We start from the raw sequence: 13,865 nt of genomic DNA, 5'->3' as shown, positions 1-13,865 counted from the left end.
TGCGGGTCTTTTCTTTTGGCTGGAACGCGCATCGCTGCGCGTTCCGGACACCATCGACCGAAGTCGATTACATGTCCATGCCCATGCCGCCCATGCCGCCCGGCATGCCGCCAGCCATCGGTGCATCTTCCTTCGGCAGTTCTGCAACGGCTGCGTCCGTCGTCAGCAGCAGGCCTGCAACCGAAGCTGCGTTCTGCAGTGCGGTGCGCGTGACCTTGGTCGGGTCGACGACGCCGGCTTCGACCATGTCGACGTACTCGCCCGTCGCTGCGTTGTAGCCGTAGTTGCCCGTGCCTGCAGCAACTGCCGCCACCACGACGCTGGCTTCTTCGCCGCCGTTCGTGACGATCTGGCGCAGCGGCTCTTCCATTGCGCGCAGCACGATCTTGATGCCGGCGTTCTGGTCGGCGTTCAGGCCGGTCAGGCCTGCGATTGCGGTGCGAGCGCGGATCAGCGCGACGCCGCCGCCTGCCACGATGCCTTCTTCCACAGCCGCGCGCGTTGCGTGCAGTGCGTCTTCGACACGTGCCTTCTTTTCCTTCATTTCGACTTCGGTCGCAGCACCGACCTTGATCACTGCGACGCCGCCGGCCAGCTTGGCCACGCGCTCTTGCAGCTTTTCACGGTCGTAGTCCGACGTCGCTTCTTCGATCTGCGCGCGCACTTGCTTCACGCGTGCTTCGATGTTCACGGCTTCGCCTGCGCCGTCGATGATCGTCGTGTTTTCCTTGCCCACTTCGATGCGCTTCGCCTGGCCCAGTTCTGCCAGCGTTGCCTTCTCGAGCGTCAGGCCGGTTTCTTCCGCGACGACCTGACCGCCGGTCAGGATCGCGATGTCTTCCAGCATCGCCTTGCGACGATCGCCGAAGCCCGGTGCCTTGACCGCAACGGTCTTCAGGATGCCGCGGATGTTGTTGACGACCAGCGTTGCGAGCGCTTCGCCTTCGACGTCTTCAGCGATGATCAGCAGCGGACGGCCAGCCTTCGCGACTTGCTCGAGTACCGGCAGCAGGTCACGGATGTTCGACACCTTCTTGTCGTGCAGCAGCACGAACGGGTTGTCGAGGACGGCGACTTGCTTGTCCGGGTTGTTGATGAAGTACGGCGACAGGTAGCCGCGGTCGAATTGCATGCCTTCGACGACGTCGAGCTCGTCGGCCAGCGACTTGCCGTCTTCGACGGTGATCACGCCTTCCTTGCCGACCTTGTCCATCGCTTCAGCGATGCGATCGCCGATCGACGAATCGCTGTTCGCCGAGATCGAGCCGACCTGTGCGATTTCCTTGTTCGTCGTGCACGGCTTGCTGATCTTCTTCAGCTCTTCGACAGCCGCTGCGACTGCCTTGTCGATGCCGCGCTTCAGGTCCATCGGGTTCATGCCCGATGCGACGTACTTCATGCCTTCGCGAACGATCGATTGCGCGAGGACGGTTGCCGTCGTCGTGCCGTCGCCTGCGTTGTCGCTGGTCTTGGAAGCGACTTCCTTGACCATTTGCGCGCCCATGTTCTGGAGCTTGTCCTTCAGCTCGATTTCCTTCGCGACCGACACACCGTCCTTGGTGACCGTCGGGCCGCCGAAGCTGCGCTCGAGCACGACGTTGCGGCCCTTCGGACCCAGCGTGACCTTGACTGCGTTGGCGAGAATGTTCACGCCTTCGACCATCTTCGAACGGGCGGAATCGCCGAATACGACGTCTTTAGCTGCCATCTTCTAACTCCTTGAATTCTTGGGAATATGTACCGTCGGTGGACGCTTAGTTAGCGTTGACCACGGCCATGATGTCTTCTTCGCGCATGACCAGCAGTTCCTGGCCGTCGACCTTCACGGTCTGGCCTGCGTACTTGCCGAACAGGACGCGATCGCCGACCTTCACGTCGAGCGCGATCGGTGCACCCTTGTCGTCACGCTTGCCCGGGCCGACCGCGAGGATCTCGCCTTGATCCGGCTTTTCAGCAGCGGCTTCGGGGATGACGATGCCCGAGGCGGTCTTGGTTTCCTGATCCAGACGCTTGACGATCACGCGATCGTGCAAAGGACGAAGGTTCATATTCACTCCTCTCTTGACTGAGATTGAAGAACGCTTAGGGAATCTGCCCGGCAAATCGCCCGGCAGAGAATTGTTAGCACTCTCGTGCAGCGAGTGCTAATTATATGGACGGGTTTTGACAAATTCAAGAAGGGAAACCGGACGAATTTTCAACGCGGCACGGCAGCGGGAAAAGCGCACGAAAACAACAAAAAACCCTTTCAAAACAAAACCCTGACGAACGCTGCACGGCCCGGCCGGCGGGCCCGAGCGGCCCGCGCATCTCATCCAGCCCCGTTTGGACACCGGGTAAGCACGGAGTTCCCGCGGCCGGCGGCATCGCATCGAAAAACCTGCGCCGGCGTCGATCCGGCACGCTGCAACGCCGCCTTCCGGCACGCCGGACGCCCCTGCACCCTCCCCGCGATGCATCGATCCGCATTAAACCATTCATTTTCATTACGCCGATATTTACGTTTTACTTCGTCGCCAAACACGCATCGCGCCCCATTCGTAAGACCTTCCATTACATTCAGTAATCTAGATGCGAATCATTCTCGTTTACATTGACTTTCACATTTAACACTTCTACGATGCGCCGCGTTGCGTTCATCTTCGTGCCCTGGCCAATCGGCGCCGAGCGTTCGGATAGCGCCTTGAAAGCAGGACTCCAGATTAAAGAAAACCAGGGGTTTGATATGAAGTTCGTGTCGTTCCACGGAGACCGCATCCGCGCCCGGATGCGCCCCGCCGCCGTTGCGGCCGTCCTCGCGTGCGCATCGTTCGCGAGCGGCGCCACGTTCGCCGCCACGCCGGTCGACGCGCAGCCCGAAGCGCCCGAGGCCGACCTCGCGATCCAGGCGAAGCCCACCGACATGTGGACCGGCATCTGGACGCGCCAGAGCCTGCTCGGCGACATGGGCGGCATCCGCCCGTGGCTCGGCAAGTACGGCGCGACGCTGCAGATCACCGAAACCAGCGAATACCTCGCGAACCTGCGCGGCGGCCTGAACCGCGGCGGCGCGTACGACGGGCTGACGACGGCGACGCTGACGGTCGATACGCAAAAGGCGATCGGCCTGCCCGGCGGCACGTTCAACGTCAGCGCGCTGCAGATCCACGGCACCAACCTGAGCGCGAGGAATCTCGGCACGCTCAACACCGCGAGCGGCATCGAGGCGCAGGGCACGACGCGCCTCTGGGAGCTCTGGTACCAGCAGTCGTTCCTCGACAAGCGCGTCGACGTGAAGATCGGCCAGCAGAGCCTGGACCAGGAATTCATGGTCAGCACGTATGCGAACACGTTCGTCAATACGATGTTCGGCTGGCCCGCGCTGCCGTCCTACGATTTGCCGAACGGCGGCCCCGCGTATCCGCTCGCGGGTCTCGGCGTGCGTGTGCGCGGGCAAATCACGCCGAAGCTGACCGCGCTCGCGGGCGTGTTCGACGGCGATCCGCTCGGCAACAACCCGAACAACCTGAGCGGCACGAACTTCAACCTGCACAACGGCACGCTCTACATCGGCGAGCTGCAGTACGCGCTGAACCAGCCGTCCGACGGCGAAATGGATACCGGCCGCTCGAACGGGCTGCCGGGCACCTACAAGATCGGCGTCTGGTATCACAACGGCCGCTTCGCAGACCAGAGCACCGGCACCGACGGGCTGTCGCTCGCGGATCCGGCGTCGAACGGCAGCGCGCAGCAGCACCACGGCGACTACAGCTTCTATGCGGTGGCCGACCAGATGATCTGGCGCCCCGACCCGACCGGCCCGCAGAGCCTCGGCGTGTTCGCGCGCGTGATGGGTGCGCCGGGCGACCGCAACCTGGTGAGCTTCGCGGCCAACGCGGGCATCGTGCTGAAAGCGCCGTTCGCGGGCCGCGACAACGACAGCGTCGGCCTCGCCGTCACGTACATCAAGGTCGGCAGCCACGTGACCGACCTCGACCAGGCCGCGCGATCGTTCGCGACCGGCCCGTACGGCGTGCGCACCCGCGAGACGACCGTCGAGGCGACCTACCAGTACCAGGTCAACCCATGGTGGATCATCGCGGCCGACGCGCAGTACACGTTCAACGCCGGCGCGGGCCAGAACCCGAGCGACGCGACCCAGCCGCTGCGCAACACGTTCGTGCTCGGCGCACGCACGACCATCACGTTCTGAGCACCGCGCCGACGCTACCCGTTTTTCGCGCGCCGCTGCGGCGGCGCGTCCCCCAGGAGAGACCCAGATGACTCAATCCGCCCCGCTTCGCCGCCTCGCGACGGGCGCACTGGCCGCCGCCGCGCTGACGGCCGCCGCCGGCGCGTTCGCCGAGCCGCAAGGCTTCCTCGAGACGCTGCATCGCCACACGCTGCTCGTCAACACGGTGCCCGACAACGGCGACCAGAACCCGTACGCGATCACGGTCGCGCCGGTGTCGGCCGGCACGATCCAGGCCGGCGACGTGCTCGTCGACAACTTCAACAACGCGGCGAACCTGCAGGGAACCGGCAGCACGATCGTCAACTACCGCCCGTCGACGAAGCAGATGAGCCTGTTCGCGTCGATTCCGCGCGACCTGAAGGCGTGTCCCGGCGGCGTCGGCCTGTCGACCGCGATGACGATGCTGAAGTCGGGCTGGGTGATCGTCGGCAGCACGCCGAGCAACGACGGCACGACGTCGACGAAGGGCGCCGGCTGCCTGATCGTGCTCGATCCGCAAGGCAAGATCGCATCGACGTGGTCGAGCCCGAACATCAACGACCCGTGGGGCAACATGGCCGTGGTCGACCGCGGCGACAGCGCGACGCTGTTCGTCAGCATGGCCGGCTTCGGCGTCGGCGGCGCGGACGGCAACCCGCCCGTCTACAAGCAGGCGACCGTGCTGCGCATCGACATCGACGTGCCGGCCGGCAAGCCGCCCGTGATCAAGCAGGAAACGGTCGTCGCGAGCGGCCTCGGCGCGCAGGCCGACAAGGGCGTGTTCCTGGTCGGCCCGACCGGCCTCGCGCTGTCGGGCGACCAGAAGAAGCTGTACGTGTCGGACGCGATCGGCAACCGGATCGTCGAGATCGACGATCCGCTCACGCGCGACACGAGCGCGGGCGTGGGCCGCCAGGTCACGGCCGACGGCTTCCTGCGCCGCCCGCTCGCGCTCGCGACCGCGCCGAACGGCCACCTGCTCGCGACCAATGCGCTGAACGGCCAGGTCGTCGAGATCGACCCGGCCGCCGGCAAGCAGCTCTATGCACGCTGGATCGACACCGACAAGGCGCAATCGCCGCCCGGCAACGGCGACCTGTTCGGGATCGCGATGACACCGGAAGGCGACGGTTTCTATTACGTCCAGGACGACGTCAACACGCTGATGCTCGCGAAGTAACGGAGCCGACCATGGCAGACGATCTGAACCCGCCGTCGCGCCCCGCGCGCCGCGGCTTCCTGAAGGCCGGCGGCGCGGCGGTGGCCGCGGGCCTCGCGGCGGGCACGATGCCGGCCGCGCGCGCGGCCGACGCAGCCGACCCGGCCGCCGCGGACGCGCACGCGCACGACGACGACATCGAGCCGTTCTACGGCAAGCACCAGGGCGGCATCGTGACGCCGCAGCAGCGCAACGCGTATTTCGCGGCGCTCGACCTCGCGACCGACAAACGCGCGGACGTGATCGCGCTGCTGAAGACGTGGACCGACGCGGCCGCGCGCCTGACGCGCGGCGACACCGCGCAGCCGCTGCCGGCCACCGGCGGCGACGACGCGGTGCCGGCTGATTCGGGCGACGCGCTCGGCATCGGCGCGTCGCGGCTGACGATCACGTTCGGCTTCGGGCCCGGCCTGTTCGCGGTCGCGGGCAAGGACCGCTACGGCCTCGCGAAGCGGCGCCCGGCCGCGCTCGTCGACCTGCCGCGCTTCAACGGCGACCAGCTGATTCCGGAGAAGACGGGCGGCGACCTGTTCATCCAGGCGTGCGCGAACGACGCGCAGGTCGCGTTCCATGCGGTGCGCCAGCTCGTGCGTCTCGGCGGCAAGGCCGTGCAGATGCGCTGGGGCCAGGCCGGCTTCACGTCCGGCAAGCCGGGCGAGACGCCGCGCAACCTGATGGGCTTCAAGGACGGCACGATGAACCCGTCGCGCGACGACCCGGCCGCGATGAACGAATTCGTGTGGGCCGGCAGCGAAGGCCCGGCATGGATGAACGGCGGCACCTATACGGTCGTGCGTCGCATCCGCATCACGCTCGAACACTGGGACAACACCGAGCTCGGTTTCCAGGAGCAGGTGTTCGGCCGCAAGAAGTACAGCGGCGCGCCGCTCGGCGGCAAGCAGGAGTTCGAAGCGCTCGACCTCGACGCGGTCGACAAGGACGGCAATTCGGTGATCCCGGACAACTCGCACGCGCGTCTCGCATCGCCGCAGGTCAACAAAGGCGCGCAGATCCTGCGTCGCGCGTATTCGTACAACGACAGCGCGAACTTCTACATCGAGCGCTGGCCGCCGTGGCGCCAGCAGACCGAATACGACGCAGGGCTGATGTTCGTTGCGCACCAGCGCGACCCGCGCAAGGGCTTCATCCCGATCAACGAGAAGCTCGCGAAGCTGGACATCATGAACCAGTTCACCACGCACGTCGGCAGCGCGATCTTCGCGTGCCCGCCGGGCGCGCAACCCGGTTCGTACATCGGCGCCGCGCTGTTCGAAGCGTAACGACATAACGACGCAACGACACGCAACGCACCCATTTTCCGGCCTGTCCGGATGCAAACCACGACGACGACATGAACACCTCACCCGTTAGCCGCCCGCTGCGGCACCTGATCTCCGCGGCCGCCGCCGCGCTCATGCTGACCGGCGCGCTGCACGCCACGCGCGCGCATGCCGCGACGCTCACGCTGTACAACGCGCAGCACGAGCAGGTCGTCAACCAGCTCGTCAAGGACTTCGAAGCGCAGAGCGGCATCACCGTGAAGGTGCGCTCGGGCGAAGGCCCGGCGCTCGCCGCGCAGCTCGTCGCGGAAGGCGATCGCACGCCGGCCGACGTGTACTTCACCGAGAATTCGCCCGAGCTCGTGCTGCTGGACCGCAAGGGCCTGCTCGCGAAGGCCGGCGGCGCCGCGCTGCAGGCGGTGCCCGCGCGCTTCAACCCGGCCGACGGCAACTGGGTCGGCGTACTCGCGCGCGAGAACGTGCTCGTCTACAACACCGCGAAGCTCCAGCCGCAGCAACTGCCCGCATCGCTGCTCGATCTCGCGAAGCCCGAATGGAAAGGCAAGATCGGCGTCGCGCCGAGCGATGCGGACTTCCTGCCGGTCGTGAGCGCGGTGCTCGCGCTGCACGGCGAGGCCGCGACGCTGCAATGGCTGAAGGGCCTGAAGACCAACGCGCAGATCTTCGACGACGATGAAGGCGTGACGGCTGCCGTCAACCGCGGCGGCGTGCTGACCGGCATCGTCAACAACTACTACTGGGACCGCCTGCACGCGGAACTCGGGGACAAGTCGACCAAGAGCGCGATCCATCACTTCGCCAACCACGACGTCGGCGCGGCCGTCAACGTGTCGGGCGCCGCGGTGCTGAAGGCGTCGAAGCACCAGGCCGACGCGCAGAAGTTCGTCGAGTATCTCGTCAGCGAGCGCGCACAGAAGCTGATGGCTGGTGGCCACATCAGCTTCGAGTATCCGCTGCACCCGGGCGTCGCACCCGATCCGATCCTGAAGCCGTTCAACGAACTGAGCCCGCCGGCGCTGACGTTCGAACAGCTCGGCGACGACAGCCAGGCCGGCAAGCTGCTTCGCCAGGCCGGCCTGCTCTGAGCATGAGCGACGCCGTGTCCGGCACGGCACGCACCGCACGCGACGGCGCGCGCACCGCGACGCGGCGGCGCCCGTCGCGCGCGCTCGTCGCCGCGGCCGCGTGCGGGCCGCTCGCGATCCTGCTGCCGCTCGGCTTCACGCTGTATCGCGCGGCGACCTTTGGCGTCGACGACGCGATCGAGCTGCTGTGGCGCCCGCTCGTCGGCGAACTGCTCGTCAACACGCTGTCGATCACGCTCGCCGCGACCCTCGCATGTACGCTGCTCGGCACGGCAGTCGCGTGGTTCATCGAGCGCACCGACCTGCCGGCGCGGCCGCTCTGGACCGCGCTCGCCGCCGCGCCGCTCGCAGTGCCGCCGTTCATCACGAGTTATGCGTGGGTGTCGCTGAGCCTCGACCTGCAGGACTTCCTCGGCGCGCTGATCGTGCTGACATCCGCGTACTTCCCGCTCGTCTACCTGCCGGTGGCCGCCGCGCTGCGCGAGCTCGATCCCGCGCTTGAAGAAAGCGCGCGCACGCTCGGCTGCTCGCCGTGGCATACGTTCTTTCGCGTCGTGCTGCCGCAATTGCGGCCCGCGCTGTGCGGCGGGATGCTGCTCGTCGCGCTCGGCGTGCTGTCCGAATTCGGCGCATTCCAGTTGCTGCGCTTTCGCACGTTCACGACCGAAATCTTCGCGGAATACCGCACCGCGTTCGACGGCGGCGGCGCATCGCTGCTCGGCTGCGTGCTGATCGCGCTGTGTCTGTTGTGCCTCGCGATCGAGGCGCGTGCGCGCGGCCATGCGCGCTACGGCCATACGCATCGCGCCGCACGCCGCGTCGCGATGCGTTATCCGCTCGGACGCTGGCGCGCCATCGCCGCCGCGGCATTCACCATGCTCGCGGCCGCGACGCTCGGCGTGCCGCTCGCGACGATCGGCTACTGGCTCACGCAACAGGGCGCGGCCGCCATCACGCCGGCCGACGTATCGCCCGAGCTGCTGTGGCAGACCGCGCTCGCGTCGACCGGCTACGGCCTCGCGGCCGCGGCCGTCACGACGCTGCTCGCGCTGCCGCTCGCCTTCCTGCTGGTCCGTTATCCGGGCCGCGTCGCGACGTTGCTCGAACGCACGGCGATGACCGTGCAGGGCGTGCCGGGCATCGTCGTCGCGCTCGCGATCGTATCGATCACGGTGCGGCTGCTGCAGCCGCTCTACCAGAGCGCGCCGGCGCTCGTCGGCGCGTACGCGATCCTGTTCCTGCCGCTCGCGGTGGTCAGCGTGCGCGCGGCGCTGTCGCACGTGCAGGTCCGGCTCGAGGAAACCGCGCGTTCGCTCGGCCTCGGCTGGCGCGCGACGCTCACGCGCGTGGTGCTGCCGCTCGCGGCGCCCGGCCTCGGCGCGGCCGCGACGATGGTGTTCATCTCGGTCGTGACGGAACTCAACGCGACGCTGCTGCTGTCGCCGATCGGCACGCGCACGCTCGCGACGCAGGTGTGGAGCGATACGGCGACGCTCGCATTCGCGGCTGCGGCGCCCTATGCGGCGCTGCTCGTCGCGCTGTCGCTGGGCGCGTCGGGACTGCTGTTCCTGCTGCTCGGCCGCGCGTCGGTACGCAACTGAGCGCCCCCCTTTTCCCCCGGAACCGCTCATGAGCGAACTACGCATCCACGGCCTGTCCAAATCGTTCGGATCGCATACCGTCCTGCACGACATCGATCTCACGGTGCGGCGCGGCTCGCGCCTCGCGCTGCTCGGCCCGTCCGGCAGCGGCAAGACGACGCTGCTGCGCGTACTGTGCGGTTTCGAGCGCGCCGAGCGCGGCACCGTCGAGATCGACGGGCGCCGCGTGGCCGCGCCCGACGTGCACCTGCCGCCCGAACAGCGTCGGATCGGTTATGTGCCGCAGGAAGGCGCGCTGTTTCCGCATCTGTCGGTGGCCGACAACATCGCGTTCGGGCTGCCGCGCGCGGCACGGCGGCGCCATCATCGCGTCGACGAACTGCTCGAGATGGTCGGGTTGCCCGCGTCGTATGCGAGCCGCGCGCCGCAGCAATTGTCCGGCGGGCAGCAGCAGCGCATTGCGCTCGCACGCGCGCTGGCGCCCGAGCCGTCGCTCGTGATCCTCGACGAACCGTTCTCCGCGCTCGACACGTCGCTGCGGCACGAAACGCGCAGCGCGGTCGCGGATGCGCTCGCCGCGGCGGGCGCGACCTCGGTGCTCGTCACGCACGACCAGCCCGAGGCGATGACGCTCGGCGATGAAGTGGCGGTGATGTGGCAAGGCCGGCTCGTGCAGACGGCCGCGCCGCAAATGCTTTACCGGCAGCCCGTCACGCGCGACGTCGCGTCGTTCGTCGGGCAGGCCGTGCTGCTCGCGGGCCGCGTGCGCGACGGACGCATCGCGTGTGCGCTCGGCAATCTGCCGCTCGTCGCGCCGCTGCCCGACGGGCCGGCCGACGCGATGCTGCGCCCCGAGCAGATCGGCATCGTGCCTGTCACGCAGGTCGACGCGGCGCGCGGCCATACGGCGCGCGTCGAAGCCGCGCAGTTCGCGGGTCAGGACGCCGACGTACTCACGCGCCTCGATGCCGATGCCGACGTGTTCGTGCGCGTACGCGTGCCGGGACACCGGTGTCCGGCAATCGGCGAACGCGTTGCGCTCGTCGTCGACGGTGCGGTGATGGCGTACGCGCGCTGAGCGGCACGGTCGGTCGTCACGCGCCGTCACACGTCGTCACGCATCGGCGCAGCCCGCGCCCGACAGCGGCCGGAAGGTCCGGCCCTCCGTCTCGACCGCCGCACCCAGCAGCCGTGCGAGGCCCTTCGCGCCTTCGCGCATCACGACGTCGTGATTCCATCGGAACAGCGGACGCGCGAACGGCTCCAGCCAGTTCATCCAGCGCACGTGCGTGTGGATGTGCCAGTCGTAGCGCACGACGGTAGATGCGCCGTCGCCGGTGAACGACCAGCATCCGTCGCCTTCGATTGCGCCGCTCGCACGGCCTTCGAGCGCATGCGGCGGCTCGACGCGCCGCACGCGCATGTCGAAGGTCAGCCGGTACGGCAGCGCGCCCTTCCACGTATATCGGTGCAGTGCGCCGACGCCGTGCGCGTCGCCCTGCTCGATCTCGACGGTACGTACCGCGCCCTTCCACCAGTCGGGCCAGCGGTCGACCTGGTAGATCGCGTCCCAGACCGCCACGAGCGGGGCGTCCACACGCCAGGTCGTCGAGAACCGGTATTCCGCCATGCAGCCTCCGGCATGCGTGTCAGGGACATGAATCAGCGCACCGATCAGGGCGCGAAGAAGCGCTCGGGAAACGCGACGTCGATCTCGATATCGTCGAGCGTGACGGTTTCGAGCGGCACGTCGCCATCGTCCGCGAAGCTGACGACCTTCCGCGGAAAGCCGTCCTCGGCGTCCAGCCACAACCGGTAGCGATGCACGCCGTCGACCGCATGCGCGGGTGCGCCCGTGACCGACACGCGCAGCGCGGTCCGGCCGCCGACGGCCTCCTCGCCTTCGGTCACGGTCGCACCGCCCTGCTGCAGCGCATGAACGTTGCGCAACAGTTCGCCGACGTCCGACCGGTCGACCCGGTGGCCGCTGCGGTCGCGCACGAGCGGATTGGACGGCGACAGCGTCAGCGCGGGCGGCGCATGCGCGCCGAACGGGCGCAGCCGCACCTTGCCGTCGTCGGGATCGTATGCAATGACCGCGCCGTGATGAGGCGACACGAAATCCATCCGGACGAAGCCGGGTTTCAGGTACGCATAGCGGATTTCGGTGTGTTCGCCGCCCCGCGCCGACGAGCGGATCGTCGCGCGGTATGAGTGGACGTGGTCGAAATGCGCCTGCGCGACGGTCACGGGATCGGCTGTCATGCTCGCTCCTATCAGGCTCGCGGCCAGCAACGCGGCGATCACGGCGCCGCCTCGACGTCGAGCACGCCTTCCATCCCGCGCTCGCGATGGCTCCTGAAAAACAGCAGCCGATGCGTGCAATAGTAGGCGAACCGGCCCGGCTGCGCCGGCGTGAAGCGAAAGGTCTTCGGCGTCGTGTCGAGGTCGGTGTGGAGGGCGATGCCGGCCTGCGGCGCGTCGATCTCGAAACTGTGCGGCACCACGCCGGGCTCGGCCGACACGGTCAGCTCGACCGGCACGTGCGCACGCACGATCACGTGGTTCGGGCGGAAGAAATAGCTGCCGCCGACGATCGTCACCCGCTGCACGCCGTCGGCGTCGACCGGCACGCGCACCGGCGCGGCGCCGTCCGCCCGCGCGAGTGGGGCACCCACGGCGAGCGCCGCCAGCAGCGGTATCAGCACGAGAATCTTCGTCATCTTCTTCATCGCACGCTCCCTGCCGGCACTGCGCGCGTCATCCTTTCCACGCATCGGTCGAGCCGCCGAGCGCACCGCACGCTTCGATCGCGAGCTCGCGCAGGCGCCGTTCGTCGCCGCGGCCGGACAACGCATAACCCATGCCGCGATCCGACCAGAAATACGTGTAGCGGCCGTCGGCCGACATCGCCTGCGGCGCGAGGTGCCGCGCGTCGTACGCGGTCATGTACAGCGTCACGCGCTCGCCGTCTGCGCGCTGGTACATGAACTGCGCGGCCGGCCCCGCTTCGCCGGGCAGCACCCGGCCGCCCAGCAGCACATAGCCGTATTCGTCGAGCGACGGCGCACGCACGGGCCGCCCGACGCGTGCCGACAGCCACGCGGCAAGATGCGACGGATCGCCCGCGCCGACTTCGACCGGATGCTCGCGATCGGCTGTGTACACCGCATACGCGACATCCGCGCGCGCGGCGAACGCCGGTTCGCTGCCGAACACGGCCCAGCCCGCATGCAGCGCGACGCCGATCAGCAGCCCGGCCGCCAGCCCCGTGAACGCATACGCGAACCCGCGCCGGCGCGACGCGCGGCGCTGCACGAACAGCGCGGGTGCGGCGCCCGGCAACGGAAACAGCGCATGCAGCGCATGACGCTGTGCGCGGAAATGCGCGAATCGTTCGGCTTCCTCCGGATCGGACTGCAGGCGCTCGAGCATCTCGTGCCGCTCGTGCCCGGACAGTTCGCCGTCCAGCAACGCGGACAGCAGTTGCGCCGACGCATCGTCGTCCCGATCGTTCGAAGGCTTGCGCGGTTCGTCCATCATGTCTTCCTGATTACCCGTAACGCGGTCGTGCCGTGCGCCGACGGCTCGTCCGACAGCAGTGCGCGCATCTGCCCACGCGCCCGCGCGAGCCGCGACATCACCGTTCCCACCGGCACGCCCAGCACCTGCGCGGCGTCGCGATAGCTCAGCTCCTCGAGCGCGACCAGCAGCAGCACCTCGCGCTGTTCGACGGGCAGCCGGTACAGCGCCCGCTGCACGTCGCGCAGCACCAGCCCGCCGATCTCGCCGGCCGGCGCGGCCATCGTCTGCCACGGCGCCGTCGCATCGTCGACCGCGATCTCGTGCCGCGCACGCAACTGGTCGATGAAGCGGTGCCGCAGCAGCGTCAGCAGCCATGCACGCAGGTTGCCGCCGTCGCGTGGCGGCCGGTTCAGCGCACGCTCGAGCGTGTCCTGCACGAGATCGTCCGCCCAGGCCCGGTCGCCCGTCAGCGCACGCGCATAGCGCGTGAGATGCGGCAGCCACACCAGCAGGTCCGATTCGTAGCTCATCGATACCTCGCGCGGCGCCGCACGGTCACGGACGCGCAACGTGCCACATGCCGCCGATCCCGTCGCCGCCCGCGTCGCCGGCCTTGTGGTCCATCTTCCAGCGATACAGCGGGCGCCCGTGGTACGCCCATTGCTTCTTGCCGTCGCCGCGCGTGACGAGGCTCCACGCGCCCGACGCCTTGTCGTACGCGTCGGCGATCGCCGGCGGCCAGTTGGACGCGCACGCGCTGTCGCACGCGCTCTTGCCGGGCGCGTCGCGATCGAACACGTACAGCGTCATGTGATCTTCGTCGACGAGTTTCCCGTCGCCGACCTGTGGCGGTTCCGCGGCCGCCGGCCGCACGATCGCCGCCATCAGCGCAGCGGCGAGGAAAATCCGTTTCATTCCCGT

At 68.2% G+C, this 13,865-nt stretch carries 14 protein-coding genes; 6 read left to right on the top strand and 8 right to left on the bottom strand.

The window, feature by feature from the left end:
- Positions 1-67 precede the first annotated feature (67 nt).
- Together groL and LXM88_RS09105 are read right to left on the bottom strand one after the other, a co-directional pair.
- Complete coding sequence (groL, locus tag LXM88_RS09110) at positions 68-1,708, bottom strand: chaperonin GroEL (protein ID WP_262541215.1); 1,641 nt, start codon at positions 1,706-1,708, stop codon at positions 68-70.
- A 46-nt stretch (positions 1,709-1,754) separates the two neighbouring features.
- Positions 1,755-2,048: a co-chaperone GroES gene (locus LXM88_RS09105; RefSeq protein WP_026044985.1), complete on the bottom strand. Its 294-nt coding sequence runs from the start codon at positions 2,046-2,048 to the stop codon at positions 1,755-1,757.
- A 677-nt stretch (positions 2,049-2,725) separates the two neighbouring features.
- Here LXM88_RS09105 and LXM88_RS09100 point away from each other — a divergent pair.
- The 6 genes from LXM88_RS09100 to LXM88_RS09075 all read left to right on the top strand — a co-directional run bounded on the left by LXM88_RS09100 (position 2,726) and on the right by LXM88_RS09075 (position 10,497).
- Positions 2,726-4,192 carry a carbohydrate porin gene (locus LXM88_RS09100; RefSeq protein WP_262541214.1) on the top strand — a complete coding sequence of 489 codons (1,467 nt, stop codon included), beginning with the start codon at positions 2,726-2,728 and terminating at the stop codon, positions 4,190-4,192.
- A 67-nt stretch (positions 4,193-4,259) separates the two neighbouring features.
- On the top strand, positions 4,260-5,393 hold the full coding sequence (locus LXM88_RS09095; protein ID WP_262541213.1) for a hypothetical protein: 1,134 nt from the start codon (positions 4,260-4,262) through the stop codon (positions 5,391-5,393).
- A gap of 11 nt (positions 5,394-5,404) precedes the next feature.
- Positions 5,405-6,712, top strand: coding sequence for an iron uptake transporter deferrochelatase/peroxidase subunit (gene efeB / locus LXM88_RS09090; RefSeq protein ID WP_262541212.1), 1,308 nt, complete (start codon positions 5,405-5,407; stop codon positions 6,710-6,712).
- Positions 6,713-6,783: 71 nt separating this feature from the next.
- The gene (locus LXM88_RS09085; protein WP_262541210.1) at positions 6,784-7,818 is read left to right on the top strand and encodes an iron ABC transporter substrate-binding protein; all 1,035 of its coding nucleotides are present in this window, start codon (positions 6,784-6,786) and stop codon (positions 7,816-7,818) included.
- 2 nt (positions 7,819-7,820) lie between these two features.
- The gene (locus LXM88_RS09080; RefSeq protein WP_262541209.1) at positions 7,821-9,419 is read left to right on the top strand and encodes an ABC transporter permease; all 1,599 of its coding nucleotides are present in this window, start codon (positions 7,821-7,823) and stop codon (positions 9,417-9,419) included.
- A 28-nt stretch (positions 9,420-9,447) separates the two neighbouring features.
- Complete coding sequence (locus LXM88_RS09075; RefSeq protein ID WP_262541208.1) at positions 9,448-10,497, top strand: ABC transporter ATP-binding protein; 1,050 nt, start codon at positions 9,448-9,450, stop codon at positions 10,495-10,497.
- Positions 10,498-10,533: 36 nt separating this feature from the next.
- Here LXM88_RS09075 and LXM88_RS09070 read toward each other — a convergent pair whose 3' ends face one another.
- The 6 genes from LXM88_RS09070 to LXM88_RS09045 are packed head-to-tail and all read right to left on the bottom strand — an operon-like array spanning position 10,534 to position 13,859.
- Positions 10,534-11,049, bottom strand: a complete 516-nt coding sequence (locus LXM88_RS09070; RefSeq protein ID WP_262541207.1) for an SRPBCC family protein — start codon at positions 11,047-11,049, stop codon at positions 10,534-10,536.
- Positions 11,050-11,093: 44 nt separating this feature from the next.
- Positions 11,094-11,726: a LolA family protein gene (locus LXM88_RS09065; protein WP_262541206.1), complete on the bottom strand. Its 633-nt coding sequence runs from the start codon at positions 11,724-11,726 to the stop codon at positions 11,094-11,096.
- On the bottom strand, positions 11,723-12,142 hold the full coding sequence (locus LXM88_RS09060) for a quinol oxidase (RefSeq protein ID WP_262542819.1): 420 nt from the start codon (positions 12,140-12,142) through the stop codon (positions 11,723-11,725). Before LXM88_RS09060 ends, LXM88_RS09065 begins: the two co-directional genes overlap by 4 nt.
- 37 nt (positions 12,143-12,179) lie before the next feature.
- On the bottom strand, positions 12,180-12,962 hold the full coding sequence (locus LXM88_RS09055) for an anti-sigma factor family protein (RefSeq protein WP_262541205.1): 783 nt from the start codon (positions 12,960-12,962) through the stop codon (positions 12,180-12,182).
- The gene (locus LXM88_RS09050; RefSeq protein WP_096473149.1) at positions 12,959-13,474 is read right to left on the bottom strand and encodes a sigma-70 family RNA polymerase sigma factor; all 516 of its coding nucleotides are present in this window, start codon (positions 13,472-13,474) and stop codon (positions 12,959-12,961) included. Before LXM88_RS09050 ends, LXM88_RS09055 begins: the two co-directional genes overlap by 4 nt.
- A 25-nt stretch (positions 13,475-13,499) precedes the next feature.
- Positions 13,500-13,859, bottom strand: coding sequence for a COG4315 family predicted lipoprotein (locus tag LXM88_RS09045; protein ID WP_262541203.1), 360 nt, complete (start codon positions 13,857-13,859; stop codon positions 13,500-13,502).
- Positions 13,860-13,865 lie beyond the last annotated feature (6 nt).

The organism is Burkholderia sp. S-53 (genome assembly GCF_025560745.1).
Classification (GTDB): Bacteria; Pseudomonadota; Gammaproteobacteria; order Burkholderiales; family Burkholderiaceae; genus Burkholderia; species Burkholderia pyrrocinia.
This window is presented reverse-complemented; position numbering and strand designations above follow the sequence as displayed.

Bases quoted from the DNA above. Each gene is read 5' to 3' on its own strand.
- LXM88_RS09050 (WP_096473149.1), bottom strand. From the start codon at position 13,474: ATGAGCTACGAATCGGACCTGCTGGTGTGGCTGCCGCATCTCACGCGC.
- LXM88_RS09095 (WP_262541213.1), top strand. From the start codon at position 4,260: ATGACTCAATCCGCCCCGCTTCGCCGCCTCGCGACGGGCGCACTGGCC.
- LXM88_RS09080 (WP_262541209.1), top strand. From the start codon at position 7,821: ATGAGCGACGCCGTGTCCGGCACGGCACGCACCGCACGCGACGGCGCG.
- LXM88_RS09085 (WP_262541210.1), top strand. From the start codon at position 6,784: ATGAACACCTCACCCGTTAGCCGCCCGCTGCGGCACCTGATCTCCGCG.
- groL (WP_262541215.1), bottom strand. From the start codon at position 1,708: ATGGCAGCTAAAGACGTCGTATTCGGCGATTCCGCCCGTTCGAAGATG.
- LXM88_RS09060 (WP_262542819.1), bottom strand. From the start codon at position 12,142: ATGACGAAGATTCTCGTGCTGATACCGCTGCTGGCGGCGCTCGCCGTG.
- LXM88_RS09105 (WP_026044985.1), bottom strand. From the start codon at position 2,048: ATGAACCTTCGTCCTTTGCACGATCGCGTGATCGTCAAGCGTCTGGAT.
- LXM88_RS09055 (WP_262541205.1), bottom strand. From the start codon at position 12,962: ATGATGGACGAACCGCGCAAGCCTTCGAACGATCGGGACGACGATGCG.
- LXM88_RS09075 (WP_262541208.1), top strand. From the start codon at position 9,448: ATGAGCGAACTACGCATCCACGGCCTGTCCAAATCGTTCGGATCGCAT.
- LXM88_RS09070 (WP_262541207.1), bottom strand. From the start codon at position 11,049: ATGGCGGAATACCGGTTCTCGACGACCTGGCGTGTGGACGCCCCGCTC.
- LXM88_RS09045 (WP_262541203.1), bottom strand. From the start codon at position 13,859: ATGAAACGGATTTTCCTCGCCGCTGCGCTGATGGCGGCGATCGTGCGG.
- efeB (WP_262541212.1), top strand. From the start codon at position 5,405: ATGGCAGACGATCTGAACCCGCCGTCGCGCCCCGCGCGCCGCGGCTTC.
- LXM88_RS09100 (WP_262541214.1), top strand. From the start codon at position 2,726: ATGAAGTTCGTGTCGTTCCACGGAGACCGCATCCGCGCCCGGATGCGC.